General features: G+C 66.6%; 22 protein-coding genes. 13 read left to right on the top strand and 9 right to left on the bottom strand.

Going from position 1 to position 23,060, the window contains the following annotated elements:
* Positions 1-90 precede the first annotated feature (90 nt).
* Positions 91-1,218 carry a J domain-containing protein gene (locus GD429_RS05010; protein ID WP_152856005.1) on the top strand — a complete coding sequence of 376 codons (1,128 nt, stop codon included), beginning with the start codon at positions 91-93 and terminating at the stop codon, positions 1,216-1,218.
* Positions 1,219-1,395: 177 nt separating this feature from the next.
* On the opposite strand, the gene GD429_RS05005 is transcribed toward GD429_RS05010, so the two are convergent.
* The 6 genes from GD429_RS05005 to GD429_RS04980 form a co-directional block, all read right to left on the bottom strand.
* A complete protein-coding gene (locus GD429_RS05005) occupies positions 1,396-2,301 on the bottom strand; it encodes a LysR family transcriptional regulator (RefSeq protein ID WP_152855935.1) in 906 nt (301 codons plus the stop codon).
* 100 nt (positions 2,302-2,401) lie between these two features.
* Positions 2,402-3,646 carry an acyl-CoA dehydrogenase family protein gene (locus GD429_RS05000; RefSeq protein ID WP_152855934.1) on the bottom strand — a complete coding sequence of 415 codons (1,245 nt, stop codon included), beginning with the start codon at positions 3,644-3,646 and terminating at the stop codon, positions 2,402-2,404.
* Between the two features lie 33 nt (positions 3,647-3,679).
* The gene (locus GD429_RS04995) at positions 3,680-4,438 is read right to left on the bottom strand and encodes an SDR family NAD(P)-dependent oxidoreductase (RefSeq protein WP_152855933.1); all 759 of its coding nucleotides are present in this window, start codon (positions 4,436-4,438) and stop codon (positions 3,680-3,682) included.
* Between the two features lie 7 nt (positions 4,439-4,445).
* Positions 4,446-5,210: an SDR family oxidoreductase gene (locus GD429_RS04990; RefSeq protein WP_152855932.1), complete on the bottom strand. Its 765-nt coding sequence runs from the start codon at positions 5,208-5,210 to the stop codon at positions 4,446-4,448.
* A gap of 67 nt (positions 5,211-5,277) precedes the next feature.
* Entirely contained in the window at positions 5,278-6,309 is a 1,032-nt protein-coding gene (locus tag GD429_RS04985) for a phosphotransferase (RefSeq protein WP_152855931.1), read from the bottom strand.
* 19 nt (positions 6,310-6,328) lie between these two features.
* The gene (locus GD429_RS04980) at positions 6,329-7,003 is read right to left on the bottom strand and encodes a histidine phosphatase family protein (protein WP_152855930.1); all 675 of its coding nucleotides are present in this window, start codon (positions 7,001-7,003) and stop codon (positions 6,329-6,331) included.
* Between the two features lie 197 nt (positions 7,004-7,200).
* Between GD429_RS04980 and GD429_RS04975 the strand changes: the two genes are divergently transcribed.
* Positions 7,201-7,356: a DUF3309 family protein gene (locus GD429_RS04975; RefSeq protein ID WP_105391802.1), complete on the top strand. Its 156-nt coding sequence runs from the start codon at positions 7,201-7,203 to the stop codon at positions 7,354-7,356.
* 428 nt (positions 7,357-7,784) lie between these two features.
* Here the strand turns inward: GD429_RS04975 and GD429_RS04970 are convergent, their stop codons facing one another.
* Together GD429_RS04970 and GD429_RS04965 are read right to left on the bottom strand one after the other, a co-directional pair.
* Entirely contained in the window at positions 7,785-8,954 is a 1,170-nt protein-coding gene (locus GD429_RS04970) for an MFS transporter (RefSeq protein ID WP_227791538.1), read from the bottom strand.
* 79 nt (positions 8,955-9,033) lie between these two features.
* On the bottom strand, positions 9,034-9,774 hold the full coding sequence (locus tag GD429_RS04965) for an MBL fold metallo-hydrolase (RefSeq protein WP_152855928.1): 741 nt from the start codon (positions 9,772-9,774) through the stop codon (positions 9,034-9,036).
* A gap of 71 nt (positions 9,775-9,845) precedes the next feature.
* Here GD429_RS04965 and GD429_RS04960 point away from each other — a divergent pair, with 71 nt between their 5' ends.
* On the top strand, positions 9,846-10,520 hold the full coding sequence (locus GD429_RS04960) for a metalloregulator ArsR/SmtB family transcription factor (protein ID WP_321574410.1): 675 nt from the start codon (positions 9,846-9,848) through the stop codon (positions 10,518-10,520).
* Between the two features lie 275 nt (positions 10,521-10,795).
* Complete coding sequence (locus tag GD429_RS04955) at positions 10,796-12,070, top strand: MFS transporter (protein ID WP_152855926.1); 1,275 nt, start codon at positions 10,796-10,798, stop codon at positions 12,068-12,070.
* 96 nt (positions 12,071-12,166) lie between these two features.
* On the opposite strand, the gene GD429_RS04950 is transcribed toward GD429_RS04955, so the two are convergent.
* Complete coding sequence (locus tag GD429_RS04950) at positions 12,167-13,111, bottom strand: LysR family transcriptional regulator (RefSeq protein ID WP_152855925.1); 945 nt, start codon at positions 13,109-13,111, stop codon at positions 12,167-12,169.
* A gap of 115 nt (positions 13,112-13,226) precedes the next feature.
* On the opposite strand from GD429_RS04950, the gene GD429_RS04945 reads away from it, so the two are divergent.
* The 9 genes from GD429_RS04945 to GD429_RS04905 all read left to right on the top strand — a co-directional run bounded on the left by GD429_RS04945 (position 13,227) and on the right by GD429_RS04905 (position 23,056).
* Positions 13,227-14,282 (top strand): 4-hydroxythreonine-4-phosphate dehydrogenase PdxA, encoded by a 1,056-nt coding sequence (locus GD429_RS04945; protein ID WP_152855924.1) that lies wholly within the window; start codon positions 13,227-13,229, stop codon positions 14,280-14,282.
* A gap of 59 nt (positions 14,283-14,341) precedes the next feature.
* Positions 14,342-15,514 carry an L-rhamnonate dehydratase gene (locus GD429_RS04940; protein ID WP_152855923.1) on the top strand — a complete coding sequence of 391 codons (1,173 nt, stop codon included), beginning with the start codon at positions 14,342-14,344 and terminating at the stop codon, positions 15,512-15,514.
* Positions 15,515-15,522: 8 nt separating this feature from the next.
* Positions 15,523-16,440 (top strand): dihydrodipicolinate synthase family protein, encoded by a 918-nt coding sequence (locus GD429_RS04935; RefSeq protein ID WP_152855922.1) that lies wholly within the window; start codon positions 15,523-15,525, stop codon positions 16,438-16,440.
* 126 nt (positions 16,441-16,566) lie between these two features.
* Entirely contained in the window at positions 16,567-17,859 is a 1,293-nt protein-coding gene (locus GD429_RS04930; protein ID WP_152855921.1) for an MFS transporter, read from the top strand.
* A gap of 50 nt (positions 17,860-17,909) precedes the next feature.
* The gene (locus tag GD429_RS04925; protein ID WP_152855920.1) at positions 17,910-18,857 is read left to right on the top strand and encodes a YncE family protein; all 948 of its coding nucleotides are present in this window, start codon (positions 17,910-17,912) and stop codon (positions 18,855-18,857) included.
* 1 nt (position 18,858) lies between these two features.
* Complete coding sequence (locus GD429_RS04920; protein ID WP_152855919.1) at positions 18,859-19,818, top strand: amidohydrolase family protein; 960 nt, start codon at positions 18,859-18,861, stop codon at positions 19,816-19,818.
* 211 nt (positions 19,819-20,029) lie between these two features.
* Positions 20,030-21,295 (top strand): ABC transporter substrate-binding protein, encoded by a 1,266-nt coding sequence (locus tag GD429_RS04915; RefSeq protein WP_152856003.1) that lies wholly within the window; start codon positions 20,030-20,032, stop codon positions 21,293-21,295.
* Positions 21,279-22,238 (top strand): carbohydrate ABC transporter permease, encoded by a 960-nt coding sequence (locus GD429_RS04910; RefSeq protein WP_227791537.1) that lies wholly within the window; start codon positions 21,279-21,281, stop codon positions 22,236-22,238. Before GD429_RS04915 ends, GD429_RS04910 begins: the two co-directional genes overlap by 17 nt.
* Positions 22,226-23,056: a carbohydrate ABC transporter permease gene (locus tag GD429_RS04905; RefSeq protein ID WP_152855918.1), complete on the top strand. Its 831-nt coding sequence runs from the start codon at positions 22,226-22,228 to the stop codon at positions 23,054-23,056. The genes GD429_RS04910 and GD429_RS04905 overlap by 13 nt, the downstream gene beginning before the upstream one ends.
* Positions 23,057-23,060: the final 4 nt, after the last annotated feature.

The raw sequence follows: 23,060 nt of genomic DNA, 5'->3' as shown, positions 1-23,060 counted from the left end.
CGCGCGCACGGAACCGGAAGCCGGAGGAGCGCCCGTCCGGCTAAAATACCGGCCTGCTGCGCCTCCCGCCGCGGCCGGAGGACATCAATCATGACCGCACGTCGCGGAGCCGCGGTCGTCATCGCGCCCAGCCACGAGACAGCCAGCCTGTCGAAAGCCCAGAAGACGTTCAATACGCTCGTCGAGCAAATCGAAAAACGGCGCGAACGTCTCGGTGCGTGGGAAGCCGTCATGCCGGTCTTCCAGAAAAAATTCGTCGACGGGCTGTTGCCGCTCGAACAAGCGTCGACGGCGTTGCGGATCAGATTGCTCAATCTGCTCGACGACGCGTTCCTGCAGAAGGGTTTGAGCAAGGCCGAGCAGCGCACGCTGTCCGCGCTGATCGCCGATATGGCGCGCAACCTGCTCGACGTCAGCGACGACGCGCAGTTGAAAGTCATCTACAACCGGCACGCCGCATCCGGCGACGACGACCGCGCAGCGACCGATCGCGCACCGACGAAGCAGGCATCGGAGCCGACACCCGCCGCTGAACCGGCGGACGATCTCGACACGCTGTCTCCCGACGAACTTGCCGAGCGCATGCAAGCCGAACTGGACGAGCAGTTCAAGCGCGACATGGCCGACCACGAGGCCCGCGAGGCACAGCGCGCGAAGCGCAAGAAAGCACCCCGGCAATCGGCCGCGGCGGCCAAACGCGAAGCCGAGCAGGCCGAATCGAGCAAGTCGATCCGCGAGGTCTATCGCAAGCTCGCGAGCGCGCTGCACCCCGATCGCGAAACCGATCCGCGGGAGCAGCAACGCAAGACCGTGCTGATGCAGCGGGTCAACCACGCTTATGCGAAGGGCAAACTCCTGCAACTGCTGGAACTGCAACTGGAGATCGAGCAGATCGACCGGCGCGCGATCGACGGCCTCGGTGAAGATCGGCTGACGCGCTACAACGGCATCCTGGAGGAACAGCTCCGCGAGCTGGATCAGGAGATCCAGCACGTCGAGACCGGTTTCCGGCGGACGTACGGAATCGCGTCGTCGGTCAAGGTGGCACCCGATACCGTGATGCGCATGCTCACGCGCGACATTGCCGGCATGCAGCGCAGCAACCACGACCTGACCATGGCGTTGCGCGAGTTCGACGATCCGGAAAAGGTCAGGGACTGGCTGAAAGACATGAAGCGCCGGCAGGCATCCTCCCGCTTCGACGACGATCCGTTTTAAGCGCGCACGCGCCCTGCCCGCGGAACGTCGAGCGCGTATCCGGCCTGACGCAACGGCGGCACGCCGCGCCGCCGTCACCCGTTCACGCGAACCGATTTACACGTGGTGGCCGGAGATCGGCCCCGCTTCGCCGGTCAGGTTGAACACGCCGTCGATCCACACGAGCAACGTCGAGCGTCACCGCGGCTCGCCCATCCCGCCCATCAGCGTCATCAACTGCTCGCGCAGCCACTGGCTGCCCTGGTCCTGATCGGCGCTGCGATGCCAGTAGCAGAAGTAATCGAGGCCCGGCATCTCGAACGGCAGTTCGAGGATGCGCGCCGGATAGCGCTGCAGCAGCCGCAGCGGCGCCGTCAGCGCGAGATCGCCGCGCATCGCGATCAGCGGCGCGACCATGTAGTGCTGCACGCGCATCTGGATGTTGCGGCGCAGCCCGAGTCGCGTCAGTTCCGCGTCGACGTGCCCGCTGCCCTTGCGGCGGCTCGACACGTGGATGTGCCCCATCGACAGGTAGTCGTCCATGGTCAGCGTGTCGCCCTTGAACGGGTGGTCGTCGCGGATCATGCACGCGTAGCGGTCGCGCACGAGCAGCGCCTGGTGCAGATGCGGATCGCCGATCAGCGGCGCGTCGATCGCGATGTCGACCGAGCCGTTCGCGAGCGCGGTGGCCACTTCGCGGCGGTCCATCGTATAGCTGCGCACGTGCATGCCGGGCGCATGCGTTTGCAGCAGTTCGCCGAGCGCCGGCAGCAGCAGCGCTTCGGTCAGGTCGCTCATGCTGAGCCGGAACACGCGCGCCGACGAAGCGGGATCGAACACGTCGCCTTCGTGCGCGCTCGAATCGAGCAGCTGCAGCGCCTCGCGCACGCGGCCGACGATGTTCTCGGCCATCGGCGTCGGCATCATCCCGGCCGGCGTGCTGACGAACAGCGGATCGTTCAGCGTCTTGCGCAGCCGTGCCAGCGCGTTGCTGACGGCCGGCTGCGTGAGGTTCAGCACCTCGGCCGCTCGCGTCAGGTTGCGCTTGTTGTAGATCGCCTCGAATACGACGAACAGGTTCAGATCAATCTTCGAAAGGCGCATCGCCGAATCTCCTTGCCGGCATCTTAAGGCGTGCGCCATTCGTTCGTCCACGCCGGCCCCGCGAGCGGCACCGGGCGCGTTGCGCATCCCGGTGCGCCGCTCAACCGCGCGGCGGAGGCGTCAGGTAAGGCGCGGTCGAGCCGGGCTCGCCGTCCTTGATCTCCATCCGCGCGATCGCCTGCAGGTGCACCTCGTCCGGGCCGTCGGCGAAGCGCAGCGCGCGGCCCCAGGTCCACAGGTCGGCAAGCGGCGTATCGGGGCTCAACCCCGCCGCGCCGAACACCTGCATCGCGCGGTCGCAGACGTCCGTGTACACGGTCGGCACCAGCGCCTTGATCATCGAGATTTCCTTGCGCGCGGCCTTTGCGCCGACCTTGTCGATCATCCACGCGGCCTTCAGCACCAGCAGGCGCGCCTGGTCGATCTCGATGCGCGAGCGCGCGATCCATTCGCCGACCGTGCCGTGCCGGTTCAGCGGCTTGCCGAACGCGACGCGCGACTGCGCGCGGTCGACCATCAGCTCCAGCGCGAGCTCGGCCGCGCCGATCGAACGCATGCAGTGATGGATGCGGCCCGGCCCGAGGCGTGCCTGCGCGAGCGCGAAGCCGCTGCCTTCGTCGCCGAGCAGGTTGCGCGCCGGCACGCGCACGTTGTCGAACGTGATCTCGCAGTGCCCTTCCGGTGCATGGTGATTGACCACCGTGATGTTGCGCACGATCGTCACGCCCGGCGTGTCGCGCGGCACGAGGATCATGCTCTGCTGCTGGTGCGACTCGGCGTCGGGATCGGTCTTGCCCATCACGATGAAGATCTTGCAGTTCGGATGCGCGGCGTTCGTGATGAACCACTTGCGGCCGTTGATCACGTACTCGTCGCCCGCGCGCTCGATGCGCGTCGTGATGTTCGTCGCATCCGACGACGCCACGTCGGGCTCCGTCATCGCGAACGCCGAGCGGATCTCGCCGCGCAGCAGCGGCAGCAGCCACTGCTCGCGCTGCTCGGGCGTCGCGAACATGTGCAGCAGCTCCATGTTGCCCGTGTCCGGCGCGTTGCAGTTGAACACCTCAGACGCCCAGCTCACGCGCCCCATGATCTCGGCGAGCGGTGCGTATTCGAGGTTCGTCAGGCCCGTGCCGGGCTCGTCGCCCTTCAGGTGCGGCAGGAACAGGTTCCACAGCCCTTCCGCCTTCGCGCGTTCCTTCAGCTCCTCCATGAACGACACGGGATACCGGCCCGCCTGCACTTCCTCGTTCCACTGGCGAATGCGCGGCACGATGTGCGCGTCCATGAACGCACGCACGCGCTCGCGCAGTTCTTCCACTTTCGGGGTGTAGCCAAAGTCCATGATCGACTCCTCGAGATTCCGTGTTCGGTTCGGTCAGAAGGCCGAGACACCGCCGTCGACGGCGACGGCCTGCCCGGTCACGTAAGTGTTTTCCTTCGCGCACAGCATCAGCATCGTCGCGACGATTTCAGCGGGCCGGCCGAGCCGCTTCATCGGCGAGCCCTGCGCGAGAAAATCCTGGCGGTCGCCGATCTCGCTGTCGGTGACCATCGGCGTCGTGCTATAGAACGGGCACACCGCGTTCACGCGAATGCCGTGCCGCGCGTATTCGAGCGCGGCCGTCTTCGTGAGCCCGACCACCGCATGCTTCGACGCCGCGTATGCGGCCAGCTTCGGCGCGCCGCCGAGCCCGGCCATCGACGCGACGTTCAGGATCACGCCTTCGCGCTGCGCGAGCATCTGGCGGATCTGGTGCTTCATCCCGAAGAACACGCCCTTCGCGTTCACCGCGAAGCTCAGGTCGAGATCGGCTTCGTCGGTGTCGATCAGCGCCTTCATCGGCGGTGCGATGCCCGCGTTGTTGATGCCGACGTCGAGCCGCCCGAAGCGCGCGGCGGCTGCGTGCACCAGCGCCGCGACGTCCGCTTCGACACGCACGTCGCAGCGCTGCGCGATCACGTCGGCGCCGGCCGCGCGCAGCGGCGCGGCGACGCGTTCGAGCGCGTCGCCGTTCAGGTCGCCGAGTGCCAGCCGCGCGCCCATCGCGGCCAGTTCTCTCGCGAGCAACGCGCCGAAGCCGCTTGCGGCGCCGGTGATCATCACGGCCTGTCCGGCGTAGCTGTCGATTTTCATCGCGCGCTCAGATCGTCAGGCCGCCGTCGACGACGATGCATTCGCCGTTCGTGTAGCTCGCCGCATCCGACACGAGATACAGCACGGTGCCGGCCATCTCGCGCGGCTCCGCGTGGCGGCGCAGCGGAATCTTCGCCATCCAGTTCTCGTAGATGTCCTTGTCGGCGAACAGCGCGCCCGCGAACTTGGTCTTCGTCAGCCCCGGCAGCAGCGCGTTCACGCGGATGCTGAGCGGCCCGCATTCCTTCGCAAACGCCTTCGTCATGTTGACGACGGCCGCCTTCGTAATCGAGTAGATGCCCTGGCGGTCGCCCGGCTGCAGCGCGTTCACCGACGCCGTGTTGACGATCGCGCCGCCGCCGTGCGTCTTCATCAGCTTGCCGGCCTCGACCGACATGAAGAAGTAGCCGCGGATGTTCACGTCGACGGTCTTCTCGTAGGCCGCGAGATCGGTATCGAGGATGTGCCCGAAATACGGGTTCGCGGCCGCGTTGTTCACGAGGATGTCGAGCCGCCCGTGCTTGCCGCGGATATGCTCGAACGTCGCCGCGATATCTTCCAGCCGCCCGACGTGGCAGGCCAGCGCCTCGGCGCGGCCGCCTGCCGCGACGATCGCGTCGGCCACGGCCTGGCAATCGTCGAGCTTGCGGCTCGACACGATCACGTGTGCGCCCTGCTCCGCAAGCAGCTTCGCGATTTCCTCGCCGATGCCGCGGCTCGCGCCCGTCACCAGCGCGATCTTGCCGGTCAGGTCGAACAGATTCGTTGCCATGTCGTTGTGCTCCTCCATTGATGGTTTGTCGTGTCGCCGCTCTGCGATACCGGCGATGTCAGCGATTTCAGCGATGCGCGTCGATCACGCTCACGGCCAGTTCGGCGAGCCGGCCGGCCATTTCGCCGACACGCAGCGCTTGCTCGCTCGACGCGTTGCCCTGCAGCGCGCGCGCCTTCACGCCCTGCGCGATCGCCGCGAGGCGGAAGAAACTGAATGCGAGGTAGAAATGCCAGTCGCGGATCGGCTCGATCCCGCGCAATTCGCAATAGCGCGCGACGATCGCCGCTTCGTCCGGTACGCCGAGTTCGGCGCGATCCAGGCCCGCGATCCCGCGCACCTGCCCGCCGGACGGCAGCCGCAGGCACATGCAGAAATACGCGAGATCGGCGAGCGGGTTGCCGAGCGTCGACAGTTCCCAGTCGAGCACGGCCTGCACGCGATAGCTGTCGCGCGCGAACATCAGGTTGTCGATCCGGAAATCGCCGTGCACCAGCGCCGGCCGGCCCGTGTCCTCGGGGCACGCCTTCGGCAACCAGTCGATCAGCGTCTCCATCGCGTCGAGGCGCCCGGTTTCGGCCGCGCGATACTGCTTCGTCCACACGCCGATCTGGCGCTCGAAGTAGTTGCCGGGGCGGCCGTAGTCGGCGAGGCCCACCGCGTCGACATCGATGTCGTGCAACGCGGCCATCGTCTGCAGCAGCGCGTCGTAGCACGCCGCGCGATCGGCCTTCGGCAGTTCCGGCAGCGCGGGATCCCAGAAGATCCGGCCGTCCTCGAAGCTCATCACGTAGAACATGCTGCCGATCACGTCGCGGTCGACGCACAGGTGATACGGACGCGCGACCGGCACCGCGGTGCCCGACAGCGCGGTCAGCACGCGGAATTCTCGGTCGACCGCATGCGCGGATTTCAGCAGTTCGCCCGGCGGCTGGCGGCGCAGCACGTAGCGGCCGCTCTTCGCGTGCAGCAGGAAAGTCGGATTCGACTGGCCGCCGGCAAATTTCTCCGTGTCGACCGGGCCTTCGAAGCCCGGCACGTGCGCTTCCAGATAGCGCGTGAGGCGGGCTGTGTCGAGTTGCTGGGAAGGGTTCGTCATCGTCGCGATCGTTCGTGGGTCAGCCGTAGGTTCGCAGCGCGTGTCGTTCGGGGTCCTCCAGATGCGGGATGCCGTTGAACGACGCGAGGTGGAACGCATCGGCGTTGAAGAAAAACTGCGAAAGACTGCTGTTGCGGATCTGCAGGTTCAGCGCGATCGCGCTCGACGGCGGCGCCGCGAGCACCTGCTGCACGGTGACCGCGATCGGGCCGCCGGAGCTCACCGCGAGCACGCGCTGGCCACCGCCGTGGCGGATCGCGGCGCGCGCATCGGCGACGCGCTGCTGGAACTGCGCCCAGGTCTCGGGGGCCGCATCGCCGAGCTGGTTCTCGGACCACAGCTGCAACACCTGCCGGAGCGCACGGAAATATTCCTTCATCGATCCGGCCGCGAGCCGCGCGATCTCCGGATAGTCGCCGGCGGCCGCCGCGAACAGCCCGTGGAAGTCGTATTCGTTCAGGCCCGGATGACGGTCGTACGGCACGCCTTCGCGGCCCATCCCGCGCAGGATCGCGTCGACCGTCTGCGCATGGCGGTGCAGCGTGCCGCAGATCACGCGGTCGAACGCCAGGCCCTGCCGCGCGAAGTATTCGCCGAGCCAGACGCCCTGCTGCTCGCCGGCCGCGGAAAGCCGGTCGTAGTCGTCGGTGCCGAACGACGCCTGCCCGTGCCGTACCAGAAAGAGTTCAGCCATCGCATGCCCGCCAGATCAGAAGGATTCAGCATAGCGAGCGTGGGTGCATTTTTGAAATTTATTTCCTGAATCGACGAATATTCATTGCATGAATTTCGTGTGCCCGGACAATGCGGGTTCGCCGGCCGCCCCGCGTGGCGGCACATGAATTGCGACAGCACACGCCGTCATGTCGAACCTGGTTCCGGAGGGGTGCGATGCTCGGTACGATCCTTATCGTCATACTGATTCTGTTGCTCATCGGTGCATTTCCTTCATGGCCGCACAGCCGAAGCTGGGGCTATTGGCCATCAGGGACCGTCGGGCTGATCGTCGTCATTGTCGTGATACTGGTGCTGCTGGATCGCATCTGAGTGTGGCGGCGCGTGCCAGGCGCACGCGCGTTCCGAAGCCGTCGCCGTGGCTTGTATGCACGGCGTAAACGTGAAGGGGAATCAGGCAGCCGCGCGGGCGGCGAAACCCGCTTGCACGCGGCGTCGGCCCGATGCCTTTCGTCCGTGGAGGACGCGTGGCGCGCGGCCTGCAGGCCGCGACGAAACCGAATGCCTCAGGTGTGTGTAAGTCGGGATCTGATCTCTCTGGCAGCGTCGGATCGGGTTTGAGACTGCTTGGGCGTCAAGTCATCAAGGGGCGTGTTCGACCCTGACCAGCCACTCGATCGACCAATACGAATGACTCAAACGCAATTGGGAGCGGCCATCCATCGCTCCCGTTGCCCCCTCATTTTTGTCTGCCCCATGCGTATCAGCGATCAGCGTGCTCGCCCCAACCGCTGAATTCCTCAACGACGTTCTTGCATGGCAATGGCGACGACAACGCCCGAAATGAACGTGACCACGGCGATCGCCAGGATGGCATCGGCAAAGCCGAAGCGGTCGGCGATGAGACCCGCCGAAAGCGCGCCGATCGCATATCCGAGGTCTCGCCAGAACCGATACACGCTCAGTGATCGAGCCCGCCAGCGCGGCTCCGAAGCATCCGACACAGATGCGATCAGGGCTGGGTAGACCATTGCCGTACCAAGTCCGAGCAGCACGCTTGCAAACAGCCACCACCCGAACTGCCTAGTGAGCGCAGTCAGAAAGAGACCGGCCGCCTGGACCCACATGCCAGCGACGATAAGGCCCTTGCGGCCCCACCTGTCGCTCAACGGACCGGTGACAACCTGACAGACTCCCCACACGATCGGATAAACGGCCTTGAGTACCCCGATGCGTTCGACACCGAGCCCAAGCCCCGTGAAAAACAGCGGGAAAATGCCCCAGCTCATGCCGTCGTTGAGGTTATTGATCAGCCCGGCCTGCGACGCTGCGAACAGGCTGCGGTCCTTGATGGAGGTCAGCAGGAACACGTCGCGAAACGAGAGTGATGACGCCTCCTTCGGCTTGCCAGCCGCCTCCAGCCGAACATGATCGCGTGTATCGCGCACGACGAGGACCGACAGGATCAGGCCAGCTGCCGCGTAGAAGATTCCCAGGTAGATCGGTGTCGGCCGAAGGCCGTGCCTGCTCGCCAGATAGCCCGTGAGAAACGCGGTCAGGCCGACCGCGAAATAGCCCGCAAACTCGTTAAGTCCCACCGCCAGCCCTCGCCCTTTCGGGCCGACCAAGTCCACCTTCATGATCACGGTCATGGACCATGCAAAGCCCTGACTGGCGCCAAGCAGGACGTTAGCTGCAACCACCCACTCCCAGCGCGGAGCGGCGATGATCATGAATGGAACTGGCAGCGCGAGCAGCCATCCGGCGACTAACACACGCTTACGGCCCCACGTATCGGCTAACTGTCCAGAAACGAGGTTGGCGAGTGCCTTGACGACCCCAAAGCTGACGATGAACGACGTAATCAGCGTCGTCGATTCAATATGGAATTCTTTCGCCCCGATCAGCGGTACGACCGTCCGCTCGATGCCGACCATGCCTCCGACAAAGGCATTGATCAGCACGAGCAAAGAGAACTGTCGCCAGTTTTCCTTAAGCCCCAGCCGGATCGGGGACCTGGCAGGCGTAACGGCCGCATTTCCCGGCACGCTATGCTCCAATGGCGCTGCGGCCCGCATTGACCGCGCGCAGGCGGACTGCTTCGGGCGGTGCGGGCGGTACATCGTTGAGCATGAAGCGGACGAATTCCTCCTCACTCTCGATACGGAACGCGCGGTTGTACCGCTTCTCAAAGCCCAGCGTTGAGGCGGGGTTCGCGCTAAGGCTGCGCCCACAAGCCGAGCCGGCGTAGGCGCCGGGCAAAACCTCCAGATAGTCAGGAAGCACCCTGAGCCTCTGCACGCTGCGGAATAGGTCTTTCGCGCCCGCTTCGGCGCTCACGGCCAATTCGGTTCGGCCGAGGTCCCCAATCATGAGCGTGTGGCCGGTCACGATCAGCCACGGCTCATCGGCGCGCGTGCGGTCGGTCACAAGCAGGCAGATATGCTCGGGCGTATGGCCGGGTGTGTGGAGCACATTGAGAGCCACGTTGCCGAGTTGGATCTCGTCGTCGTCTTCAACGCCTTTGAAGGGCACAGCTATATCGGCCTTTGCCGAAAGCACGTAATCGGCGCCCGCCGCGTCGGCAAGCGCTCGACCGGTAGACACATGGTCAGCATGAACATGTGTGTCGATCACGTAGCTGATTTTCATCCCTGTGGCCTCAGCCGCCTGAAGATAGACGCCGGGCTCGGCCATGGGATCGATCACAGCGCCCGTCGCCTTGCCGCCGCAGCCCAGGAGGTACGAAATCCCAACGGGATCGGAATGGAGGAATTGCCGTACGATCATCGGATTGCTCCTCATGTGTGAGGGTGATAACATTCAATTGTTATCGTGAATGATTGACCAATGAGCGTGGAGTGTCAAGCGTGGGACCGAAGCAAGCGATCTTTGAGCGCCTAGCAGAAATAGCGCAGGCGTTTGGCCATCCGTACCGGCTTGAATTATTGGAGCACCTCGCGCAGCGCGAGCGATCCGTCGAGGATCTAACTGCATTGTCGGGCATGAGCTTCGCGAATACCTCGCGCCATCTGCAAATCCTTCGGCGAGTGCGCTTGGTGGACACGGAGAGACGAGGCAAGAACATCGTGTATCGCCTTGCTGGCGATCGCGAGGTTGTCGGTCTGATGAAATACCTTGGCCTGATCGCCGAGCGAAACGACGCGGAAGTCAACCAAACACTGAATAGCTACTTCTATTCGCGAGATTCGTTGGACGCCGTGTCACGAGAGGAGTTGGCGCGGCGTCTCGCCGATGACCTGGTCACGGTACTGGACGTGCGGCCACAGGATGAGTTTGTCGAGGGTCATCTGCCCGGTGCCTGCAATATCCCGCTGGCCGAACTGGAGCGTCGCCTCAGCGAGTTGCCGATTGACACCGAGATCGTCGCATACTGTCGCGGGCCGTACTGCGTACTGGCCTTCGAGGCAGTCGCCACACTGCGGGCAAAAGGCTTCCATGCCGTGCGTCTCGAGGATGGATTCCCCGAGTGGAAGGCCGCCGGTCTCGCCGTCGAGACTGCGACCGCCGTCTAGTGTCAGGCCAACGCGTGTTTCAGTGCGACCTTCGGGGCGCGTCCGCTCTGAGGGGTTAAGCGGCCCTTTTCATGCAACGTATCGGAGTCTCAAAGTGGCCGAACTGAGTCACACGGTCTAACGCCGTCTGTTCGATCTACCCCAGCCTTATACACCCCAGGTTATCAGCTGATCCAAAAGATTCATTAGACGGTGCCTCCTCCGGCGCGCGATGCTGGCCCGGCCAGTGAACGCGGCGTCATCGTAACGCCGCGCACGACCATGGAGCGAGACACATGCCTAACGACCACCGTCAACGGCGCCACACACTGTGGCTGCTGTGCGCGCTTTCGTTCATCCTCTACGTCGACCGCGTCAACCTCGCGACCGCGGCCGGCGCGATCAAGGCCGAGCTCGGCCTGTCGAACACCGAACTCGGCATTGCATTCTCCGCGTTCGCATATTCGTACGCCATCTGCCAGATCGGCGGCGGCTGGATCGCCGACCAGTTCGGCGCCCGCATCACGCTGATCGGCTGCGGGCTGATCTGGGTCGTGTCGACCTTCGCGACGGGGCTCGTGCACAGTCTCACGCTCCTGTTCGCCGCGCGCCTGCTGCTCGGCATCGGCGAAGGCGCGACGCTGCCCGCCCAGGCCCGCGCGATCACGCACTGGTTCCCGCGCGAGCGGCGCGGCGTCGTGCAAGGCTTCACGCATTCGTTCTCGCGGCTCGGCAACGCGGTCACGCCGCCGATCGTCGCCGCGCTGATGACGTGGCTGTCGTGGCGCGCCGCGTTCTTCGTGATCGGCGCGGTGACGCTGGTGTGGCTCGTATGGTGGGTCGTCGGCTTCCGCGAGCATCCGCTCGGCGACGACGACGGCCACGCACGCGCCGCCGCCCGGCCCGCGCCACCGTCCGGCCCGACGCCGTGGGGGCCGCTGTTGCGCCGGATGGCGCCGACGATCTTCGTCTACTTCTGCTACGGCTGGACGGCGTGGCTGTTCTTCACGTGGCTGCCGACGTTCTTCCTGAACGGCCAGGGCCTGAACCTGAAATCGACCGCGCTGTTCGCGTCCGGCGTGTTCTTCGCGGGCGTGGTCGGCGACACGCTCGGCGGCTGGCTCTGCGACCGGATCTACCGGAAGACCGGCAACCTCGCGCTGTCGCGCCAGAGCGTGATCGTCGCGAGCTTCGCCGGCGCGCTCGTCTGCCTGCTGCCGCTCGCATTCGTGCACTCGACGGCCGGCATCGCGCTGTGCCTGTCGGGGTCGTTCCTGTGCCTCGAACTGACGATCGGGCCGATCTGGGCGGTGCCGAGCGACATCGCGCCGACCCACGCCGGCATCGCGAGCGGGATGATGAACGCCGGTTCCGCGATCGCGGGGATCCTGTCGCCGATCCTGTTCGGCTATCTCGTCGACCGCACCGGCAGCTGGACGGTGCCGTTCATCGGGTCGGTCGCGATGCTGCTGATCGGCATCGTCGCCGCGCTGCGGATTCGCCCGGACCGCACGCTGTCGGCATCGATGCCGACGCTCGCTGACGCACCCGTCGCGCCGTCGGCGCACTAAACCGGCTCGCCACGGCTTCACCTGTGCCGCCCGCACCGCCATCACGCATCGCCACGTTCCGCGACGCATGATCGGCACAGCCGGCGAACCGCTCCGTCAAGCAGCATCCTCCTCGCCACCCTCCCGGTGAAACAGCGCGAGAAACTGCTGCGCGGGGATGCTCAGCGGCCGGTCGCGCCGCACGATGCTGCCGTACGACGGCAGCTTCTGATCGAGCGCGTAGTCGATGATCGCGACGAGCCCGTGCTCCGCGTTGCGCTGCGCGACCGTCAGCGGAATCACGCCGAGCATCGTCGAACGGTCGACGAGGTTCATCGTGGTCAGGATCGAGCCCGTTTCGACCAGCCCGCGCGGCATCGGCTGGTGACGCGCATGGAACTCGCGCTCGACGACCTCGCGCGCCGGGCTGCCCGCCGGCTGCAGGATCCACGTGTAATCGAGCAGCGCGTCGAACCCGACCGGCCCGGCGCCCGCGAGCGGATGGTCGCGGCCCGCGATGATCGCGAGCGCCTCGTCGTCGACCACGCGAAAGTCGCAATCGGCCCCGACGTTGCGGCCGATCACCACTTCGAGCACGCCTTCGCGAAGCTGCGGCATCAGCCGGTCGCTCGTGTCCACCGCGATGTCGATCGCGAGCAGCGGATAACGCGCCTTCAGCTGCACCAGCGCCTCGGTGAGCCGCCCCGGCGACGCCGCCATGATGCTGCCGATCGCCAGCCGCCCCGCGCTGCCGAGCTGCAGTTCGCCGAGCTCGCGGTTCAGTGCCTCCATGCTGCCGCGGATTCCGCGGAAATAACCGAGCACGCGCTCGCCGGCCGGATTCAGCACGAGCCCGCGCCCGATGCGATCGAACAGCCGCTGGCCGAGCGCGCTCTCCAGTTCGGCCAGCATCTTCGTCGCGGCCGGCTGCGTGAGGCCCATCTGCTCGGCCGCCGCGCGCAGCGTCAGGCATTCGTCCACGGCGAGCAACAGCGCGATCTGCCGCATGCGCAGCCGGTTCAGCAACTGCGGGGTCGAGTCTCGTCTGTCGATCGAGCCCATCTTTGATTACTCCAGGTTATCGATTCATCAAGAGTTTTCAATTTACCGACTCATTCCGTCTACCTAGCATCAACCCCATACACGAACGGCCACGCGCCGCCACCGGAGACGCAGCATGAACACCCCCTCGACCGCCGCCCCCCTGCCCGTCGTCGCGCTGACGCTCGGCGACCCCGCCGGCATCGGCGCCGAACTGATCGCGAAACTGCTCGCGCGGCCCGACGCCACGGCTCACGCGAATCTCGTGCTGATCGGCGATCGCTGGCTGTGGGAAGCCGGCCAGCGCGTCGCCGGCGTGCAGGTCGATGTCGAACCCGTCGCTTCGCTGGCCGCGGTGCGCAACCGGCCATCGACCGCGCGCGCCGCGTTCGTCGAAGTCGATACGATCGCTGCCGCGCAGGTCACGGTCGGCCAGGCCGGCGCGGACGGCGGCCGCTCGACGCTCATCGTGCTCGACCGGTGTCTCGACGCCGCGCTCGCCGGCGACATCGACGCGATCTGCTTCGCTCCGCTGAACAAGTACGCGATGAAGCTCGGCGGGCTCCGCCACGACGACGAACTACACCACTTCGCCGAAGCGCTCGGCGTGACCGGCTATTTCTGCGAATTCAACACGCTCGGCGAACTGTGGACCGCGCGCATCTCGTCGCATATCCCGCTGAAGGACGCAGCCGGCTGCCTGAGCATCGAGCGCATCGAACAGGCATCCGAACTGATCTACCGGTCGCTGCTCGCGAACGGCGTCGCCGCGCCGAAGGTGGCGATCGCCGCGTTCAACCCGCACGGCGGCGACGGCGGCAGTTGCGGCCGCGAGGAAGTCGACATCATCGAGCCCGCGGTGCGCCAGCTGCAGTCGCGCGGCTGGCCGACCGACACGCCGTTCCACGGCCCGTTCCCCGCGGACACGATCTTCCTGAAGGCGCAGGCCGGCGACTACCAGGCGATCGTCACGATGTACCACGACCAGGGGCAGATCGCGATCAAGCTGCTCGGCTTCTCGCGCGGCGTGACCGTGCAGGGCGGGCTGCCCGTGCCGATCACGACGCCCGCGCACGGCACCGCGTACGACATCGCGGGCCGCGGCACGGCCGATGTCGGCGCCACCTGGCAGGCGCTGCAGATCGCGTGCCGGATGGGCGCCGCGCGCCGCACCCCCGCTGTTCCCGCGTGACGGCCACGCCGGCCGCCCGCCTTTCACACACGACAACATCGATTCTCGGAGACACCACCATGAAAATCCGGTCCGTGCGCGCACGCGTATTCCAGTGGAAAGGAAAGACCGTCCCGCCGCAGGGCAACTTCTGCTCGAATGCGATGGATCTGCTGTACGCGCCGCAGGAAACGATGAGCACGTTCCGCTTCCATTCGTGGACGGTCGTCGAAGTCGAGACCGACGACGGCATCGTCGGCCTCGGCAACGTCGCGCTCGCGCCGCACGTCGCGAAGGTCATCATCGACCAGTACCTCGCGCCGCTCGTGATCGGCCAGGACCCGTGGGACTACGAATACCTGAACCAGCGGATGTATCGCGCCACCCATGCGTGGGGCCGCAAGGGCATCGGCATGGCGGCGATCTCGGCGGTCGACATCGCGATCTGGGACATCCTCGGCAAGAGCGTCGGCAAACCGGTGTTCAAGCTGCTCGGCGGCCGCACCAAGGAAAAGATCCCCTGCTACTACTCGAAGCTGTACCGCACCGATCTGAAGGCGATGCAGGACGAGGCGCAGCAGTATCTGAAGGAAGGCTTCCGCGCGTTCAAGATGCGCTTCGGCTACGGCCCCGCGCACGGGCAGCAGGGGGTGGTCGAGAACCTGAAGTCGGTCGCGGCGATCCGCGAGGTGATCGGCTACGACAACGACCTGATGCTCGAATGCTACATGGGCTGGAATCTCGAGTACGCGAAGCGCATCCTGCCGAAGCTCGAGAAATACCAGCCGCGCTGGCTCGAGGAACCGGTGATCGCCGACGACATCGACGGCTACGCGGAGCTGAACCAGCTCACGCGCATCCCGATCTCCGGCGGCGAGCACGAGTTCTCGCTGTACGGCTTCAAGCAGCTGCTCGACCGCAAGGCCGTGTCGGTCGTCCAGTACGACACGAACCGCGTCGGCGGGATCACGATGGCGCACAAGATCAACGCGCTGTGCGAGGCGTACAGCGTGCCGGTGATTCCGCATGCGGGCCAGATGCACAACTATCACCTGACGATGAGCACGCTCGCATCGCCGATGAGCGAATACTTCCCGATGTTCGACGTCGAGGTCGGCAACGAGCTGTTCTATTACATCTTCGACGGCGAGCCGGTAGCCGAAAACGGCTTCCTGCAACTGCGCGACGACGTGCCGGGCCTCGGCCTCACGCTGAAGACCGAATTCCTCGACCAGTTCGACATCGTCGAGTGAGGCCCGCCATGAACGCACGCTACCAGGGCGTCTTTCCGGTCGCGCCGACGATCTTCGACGCGCACGGCGCGCTCGATCTCGACGGCCAGCGCCGCTGCCTCGACTTCATGATCGATGCCGGTTCGCAGGGCCTCTGCATCCACGCGAACTACTCCGAGCAGTTCGCGCTCGGCGACGACGAACGCGAACTGATCACGCGCACCACGCTCGAGCACGTCGCGGGCCGCGTGCCGGTGATCGTCACGACGTCGCACTTCAGCGCGCGGATCTGCGCGGAACGCAACCGGCACGCACAGGCGCTCGGCGCGGCGATGGTGATGGTGATGCCGCCGTACCACGGCGCGACGTTCCGCGTGCCCGAAGCGCAGGTTCGCGCGTTCTTCGCCGAGGCGGCCGACGGGCTCCGCATTCCGCTGATGATCCAGGACGCGCCGGCCAGCGGCGTCGCGCTCAGCGCGTCGTTCCTCGCGACGCTCGCGCGCGAGATCGATGCCGTGTCGTACTTCAAGATCGAGACGGCCGGCGCCGCGTCGAAGCTGCGCGAGCTGATCGCGCTCGGCGGCGACGCGATCGAGGGGCCGTGGGACGGCGAGGAAGGCATCACGCTGCTCGCCGATCTCGATGCCGGCGCGACCGGCGCGATGACGGGCGGCGGTTATCCGGACGGGATTCGCCGGATCACCGACGCGTATTTCGCCGGGCGCCGCGATGAAGCGTACGAGCAGTACGCGCGCTGGCTGCCGCTGATCAACTACGAGAATCGTCAGTCGGGCTTCCTGACCGCGAAGGCGCTGATGCTGGAAGGCGGCGTGATTGCGTGCGACCGGCCGCGCGCGCCGTGGCCCGAGCTGCATCCGCAGGTGCGTGCGGGGCTGCTCGATACGGCGCGGCGGCTCGACCCGCTCGTGCTGCGCTGGGGACGCTAGAGATCGAAAGCACGCGCGACGCAAACGCGTTGCGCATCGGCGGCCGGCACCTGCCGGCCGCCACGGCGAGACTGCGGCCCATCAGAAGGCCGCCGCGGCCGACTACCCGAACTGGATGGAGACACCATGACCCTGTTGACCCCTGCCACCCCGGCATACGAAGCCGGTGAAGCCATTCCGCGCCGCCGCTGGCTGCGCGTGATTCCGCCGCTGCTGCTCGCCTGCATCATTTCCTACATGGATCGCGTGAACATCGCGTTCGCGATGCCCGGCGGGATGAATACCGATCTCGGCATGGACGCGACGATGGCCGGTCTCGCCGGCGGCATCTTCTTCTTCGGCTACCTGTTCCTGCAGATTCCCGGCGGCCGGCGCGCGGCGCTCGGCAGCGGCAAGAAATTCATCGGGTGGTCGCTCGTGAGCTGGGCCGTGCTGTCGGTGCTGACCGGGCTCGTCACGCATACCTGGCAGTTGCTGGCGCTGCGCTTCCTGCTCGGGGTGGCCGAGGGCGGCATGCTGCCCGTCGTGCTCACGATGGTCAGCCACTGGTTCCCCGACCGCGAACGCGGCCGCGCGAATGCGATGGTCATCATGTTCGTGCCGCTCGCCGGCATGATCACCGCGCCGCTGTCCGGCCTCATCCTCGCCGCGTACGACTGGCGTCACCTGTTCTTCAGCGCGGGTGCGCTGTCGCTGCTGTGCCTGGTCGCGTGGATGCTGTTCGCCGACGACGGCCCGGAAACCGCGCGCTGGGTGTCGCCGCGCGAAAAGGCGTACATCCTCGACGCGCTGCGCGACGAGCAGGAACGCAAGCGCGCGGCCGGCGCGCCGGCCGCCGCCTCGTTCGGCGAGATGCTGCGCAACCCGACGATCTGGCTGCTCATCGCGATCAACTTCTGCTATCAGGTCGGCATCTACGGCTATACGATGTGGCTGCCGACGCTGCTGAAGAACCTCACGCACGGCGGGATGGGAAAGGTCGGCCTGCTCGCGATGCTGCCGTATGTCGCGATGGTGATCGGGATGTTCGTCACGTCGTATTTGTCTGACCGAACCGGCAAGCGCCGCCTGTTCGTGCTGCTGCCGCTCGTCGGCTTCGCCGCGTGCCTCGCGCTGTCGGTGCTCACGCACGCATCGATGGCCGTGTCGTTCGCGTTCCTGATCGGCTGCGGCTTCTTCCTGCAGGCGGCCGCCGGCGTGTTCTGGGCGATTCCGCCGAAGCTCTGCAGCGTCGAGACGGCCGGCAGCGCGCGCGGCCTGATCAATGCACTCGGCAATCTCGGCGGATTCTGCGGCCCGTATGCGGTCGGCGTGCTGACCCAGCACGTGAGCGCGGCGGCCGGCGTGCTCAGCCTCGCGGTCACGCTCGCGGTGGCCGGCCTGCTCGCGCTGACGCTGCCGAAGCGCTGCGAGGACTGAACCCCGATACCCGATATGCAGGCCCGCGAACGAAATTACGGAGACACACCTTGAACGATGTCCTGCTGCTGGTGCAGAAATGCGCCCATACCTTCAGTTTCTACGACCTCGACACGAAAGCCGCGCTCAAGCACATCGTGCTGCCGAATTTCCCGCACGAGTTCACCGTCGACGTGAACGAGCGCTACGCGTACGTCGGCATCTTCGGGATCGAGACCGCGTGGTCGCGCGGCCATGAAGGCGACCACCGGATCGCCGAGATCGACCTCGCCGAGCGCACGCACACGCGCATGCTCGACTTGTGGCCGTACTACCGGCCGCACGGCATGGCGAGCGACCGCGACGGCCGGTTGTACGCGATGAGCGAGGCGCACGACATGCTGCTCGTGTTCGACGAGCCGACCCGGCAGCCGGTGCCGAACATGGCCGTGCCGTCCGGCGGCGTGAAGACGCACCTCGTGACGCTCACGCGCGACGCGAGCCGCGCGTACGGCGTGCACCTGCTGTCGAACACGGTCACGCAATTCCATCCGCGCGACGCGACGGTCGCGCCGCGCGCCGTGATGCCCGGCCCGCGCCCCGAAGGCAATGCGCTGTCGGCCGACGAGCGTACGCTGTTCGTCGCGAATCGCGGCGACGACACGCTGGTCGAGATCGACACGGAGACGATGACCTGCGGCCGCCGCGTGAAGACGCGCAGCGATCCGAACCGCATCTACCGGACCAGCGCGCCGGACGGCCGCGACCTGCTGCTGCTGACCAACTCGGGCGAACGGTCGATCTCCGTGTTCGATGCACGCCAGCTCGAGGAAATCGAACGCATCGCGCTGCCCGCGAACCCGACCGCGCTGTCGTTCCATCCGTCGCGGCGCGTCGCCTACGTGTCGTTCCAGGACGACTACGTGCGCGAACTCGATCTCGATACCTGGCGTTTCGTCGGTGCGCTGGCGACGCTGCGCGAGCCCGATGCATCGTACGTGCTCGCGGGAGCGCGCTGACATGCGCGACGAATCGCCGCCCGAAGGCATGCCGGACGCGCTCGTCGATGCGCATCACCACCTGTGGCGGCTCGATGCGGGTGCGCACTATCCGTGGCTGCAGACGCACTACGATCCGGCGCGCTTCATGTTCGGCGATTACGCGGCACTGTGCCGCGACTTCAGCGTGGACGATTTCCGGCACGCGGCGCAACGCGCGCCGATCGTCGCCAGCGTGCACGTCGAGGCGGAACGCGCACGCGACGAAGCGCTGGCGGAAACGCGCTGGCTACACGAGGTCGCGGCGACACACGGGCTGCCGTCGGCAGTCGTCGCGTGGGTCGACCTGCTGGCCGGCGATGCGGACGAACGGCTCGCCGAACAGGCCGCGTGGCCGCGCGTGCGCGGCGTGCGCTTCAAGCCGCGCACCGCGTCGTCGCCGGATGCGAGCGTCGACGGGCCCGGCACGCTGCACGATCCGCGCTGGCCGGCCGCGCTGGAACGCGTCGCCGCACACGGCCTGTGCTGGGATCTGCGCGTGCCGTTCTGGCATCTCGGCGACGCGGCCGCGCTGCTCGCCGATGCACCCGCTGTCGACGTCGTGCTCGAACACGCCGGGCTGCCGTGGGATCGCTCCGACGCAGGGCTCGCATACTGGCGCCGCGGCATGGAAGCGCTCGCGGCATCGCCGCGCGTGGCCGTGAAAATTTCCGAACTCGGCTTGCGCGACGCCATGTGGAACGACGCGGACAACGCGCGGATCATCCGCGACACGATCGCGATCTTCGGCTGGGAACGCTGCCTGTTCGCCAGCAACTTTCCGGTGGCCGGCCTGCGCGTGTCCTATCCCGCGCTGCTGCGCACGTTCGCCCGCGCGATGGCGAACCTCGACGACGCGGCACGCCGCGCGATCTGGCATGACAACGCGATCCGCGTTTACCGGATTGCGCTCGACGAGCCATCCCGGCCGGCTCGCGGATAACCTGCCCTTCCGTCCCTTCTCCCCCTTTCGATCGGGCCTCGCACCCCGCCCGACCGACACATTTTGTGCATCGCACGACCGACACTGAGCAAAAAGTATCGGTCCACCCGTTCTTTTGATGTGGTGAACGCATCGCCCCCGTCACACCATTGTTCCTGCCGTCATCGACGGCATTCGAACAAGCAGAATCAAGGAGACACGGGTGAACAAGATGCGAATCGTCGCAGCCGGCATGCTGCTCGACGCCTGTCTGCCGGGCGTCGCGGCCGCGCAAGTCTGCAAGGTGCCGACCCTTCGGGTGCTCGCACAGAAGAGTCTCGGCCTGTCGGTGATGGAGAAATCGCTGGCCGACTACGAGAAGAAAAGCGGCACCAAGGTCGAGATCAGCTATTTCGGCGAAAACGACCGCCGCGCGAAATCGCGGCTCGACGCGTCGACTGGCGCCGGCTCGTACCAGATCTACTACGTCGACGAGGCGAACGTCGCCGAATTCGCGTCGGCCAACTGGATCGTGCCGCTGCTCAAGTACTACCCGAAGGAATACGACTACGACGACTTCCTGCCCGGCCGCCGCGCAGTCGCGAGCTACAACGGCGTCGCGTACTTCGCGCCGCTGATCGGCGGCGGCGACTTCCTGTTCTACCGCCGCGACATCCTCGATGCCGCGCACATCCCGGTGCCGAAGACGCTCGACCAGCTCGTCGCCGCGATCAAGAAACTCAACGCGCCGCCGAAGCTGTACGGCTGGGTCGCGCGCGGCCAGCGCGGCTCGGGGATGAACGTGTGGCGCTGGTCGCCGTTCATGCTCGGGATGGGCGGCGCATGGACCGACAAGGGCGGCAAGCCGGCGTTCGACTCGCCGGCCGCCGCGAAGGCCACGCAGCTCTACAGCGACCTGTTCAAGTACGCGCCGCCGGGCGCCGCGACCTACGACTGGAGCAACGCGCTCGAAGCATTCCGCTCGGGCAAGGTCGCGTTCATGATCGAATCGACGCCGTTCGCGGACTGGATGGAGGATTCGAGCAAATCGAGCGTGGCCGGCAAGGTCGGCTACACGCGCCCGCCCGCGCCGCTGCCGTCGGCCGCGTACGGCCACGGCTTCGCGATCTCTGCGGTCGGTGCGAAGGACGACTGCACGCGGATGGCCGCCGGCCGCTTCATCGCGTGGGCGACCAGCAAGGACCAGGAGCAGGCGCGGCTGCGCAACGGCGTGTTCAGCGACTACAACCGCGCCAGCACGATCGGCAGCCCGTACTTCAAGCAGCACGTCGCGCCGCAGATCCAGGCCGGGCTGAACGACACCAACCCGGTCACGCAGGTGACGATCTGGCGCACGCCGCAGTGGCCGGATATCGGCGACAACCTCGGCATCGCGCTCGAACAGGTGTTCACCGGCACGCAAACGGACGTGCGCGGCACGCTCGACGACGCGACCCAGTACGCGAAGGATGCGCTCGAACATGGCGCTCGCAAATGACGGCGCCGGCGGACGCGCGCTCGACGTCCGCCAGGCCCCTTCCCCACCTTCGGCCCGGCACGGCCGCGCGCGCCGCGACCGCACGAGCCTGCCGTGGGTGTTCCTCGCGCCGACGCTCGCGCTGCTCGCGGTCCTGAGCCTCGTCCCGACGGTCGCCGCGATCAACCTCGCGCTGCGCAACCGCGTGCTGCGCTACCCGGACAGCGAATACGTCGGCCTGCGCAACTTCGTGCGGCTCGCATCCGACCGGCGTTTCCTGAACGCGATCGAGGTGTCGGTGCTGTGGGAAATCGTCACGGTCGCCGGCGCGGTCATCGTCGGGATCGCGCTCGCCGTGTTCCTGTTCGAGCGCGTGCACGGCCGCTGGCGCCGCGTCGCATCGCTGGTGCTGATCATGCCGGTGCTGCTGCCGCGCGTGTCGGCCGCGTTCATCTGGAAGTTCATGTACGCGCCGCTCACCGGCATCCTGAGCTGGCTGCTCGGCACGCTCGGCGTCGAGAACACCGCGTTCCTCGCCGATCCGCATCTCGCGCTGTACGCGGTCGCGCTGGTCGACGTGTGGCAATGGGGGCTGTTCTTCGCGGTCGTGATCCTGAAGCTGCTGGAGACGCTGCCGCCCGAGCCGCTCGAGGCCGCGCGGCTCGACTACGCGACGACGTGGCAGGTGCACGCGTACATCGCGCTGCCGATGCTGAAGGCGCCGCTCGTGAGCCTCGTGTTCATCAAGATGGTCGAGTCGCTGCGCTCGTTCGACCTGATCTACGTGATGACCAAGGGCGGCCCCGGCATCGCGACGGAAACGCTCGACCTGTATGCGTACCAGCAAGGCATCGGCCTCGCCGGCAAGGTGTCGTACGCGTCGGGCATGGCCGTGCTGATGATGGTCGCGACCACGCTCGTCTTCACGCTCATCTGGAAGAGGGTCAACAAATGGGACGACTGATGGCCCGCCGCGGCACCGCCGCCACCGTTTCCACCGTCGCGATCGCCGGCGCGATCCTGCTCGTCGCCGCGTTCCCGCTGTTCTGGGCCGTGCTCAATTCACTCAAGCACCTGCTCGACATCGTCACGCCGACGCCGCGCTTCCTCTTCACGCCGACGCTCGCGAACTACGAGCAGGTGCTGTCGAGCCCCGAGGTGATGATCGGGCTCGGCAACAGCATCGCGATCGTCGGCGCGGCCGTCGTGATCGGCGCCGTGCTCGGCGTGCCGGCCGCGTATGCGATCGCGCGCTACCCGGTGCGCGGCAAGCGCGACATCCAGTTCTTCCTGCTGTCGCTGCGCTTCCTGCCGCCGGTCGCGGTCGCGCTGCCGCTGATCGCGATCTGGGTCGATCTCGGGCTCTACGACACGAAGCTGTCGATGATCGTCACGTACCTGCTCGTCACGCTGTCGACCATCACGTGGCTGTCGATTCCCGTGTTCCGCCGGCTGCCGCGCGAGATCGAGGAAGCCGCCGCGCTCGACGGTTACGGCCCGTACGCGGTGTTCTGGCATATCGCGCTGCCGGTGTGCGCGAGCACGCTGCTCGGCGGCATCGTGTTCAGCTTCGTGCTGGTCTGGAACGAACTGATGATCGCGCTCGCGCTCACGTCGTCGCGCAGCGCGACGCTGCCGGTGGTCGCGTCCGCGTTCACGTCGCTCGGCCAGGAAGTGCCGTGGGGCGTCATCAACGCGTCGACGGTGCTGCTCGCGCTGCCGCCGCTGGTGTTCGTCGGCATGCTGAGCCGACTGCTCAATTCGATGGTCAAGGGAAAATAAGGAG

Origin of the sequence: Burkholderia sp. BE17, from assembly GCF_009362305.1 — a bacterium.
Taxonomy (GTDB): domain Bacteria; phylum Pseudomonadota; class Gammaproteobacteria; order Burkholderiales; family Burkholderiaceae; genus Burkholderia; species Burkholderia pyrrocinia_C.
The sequence above is the reverse complement of the archived record's forward strand: the minus strand, read 5'-3'. Positions and strand labels throughout refer to the sequence as shown.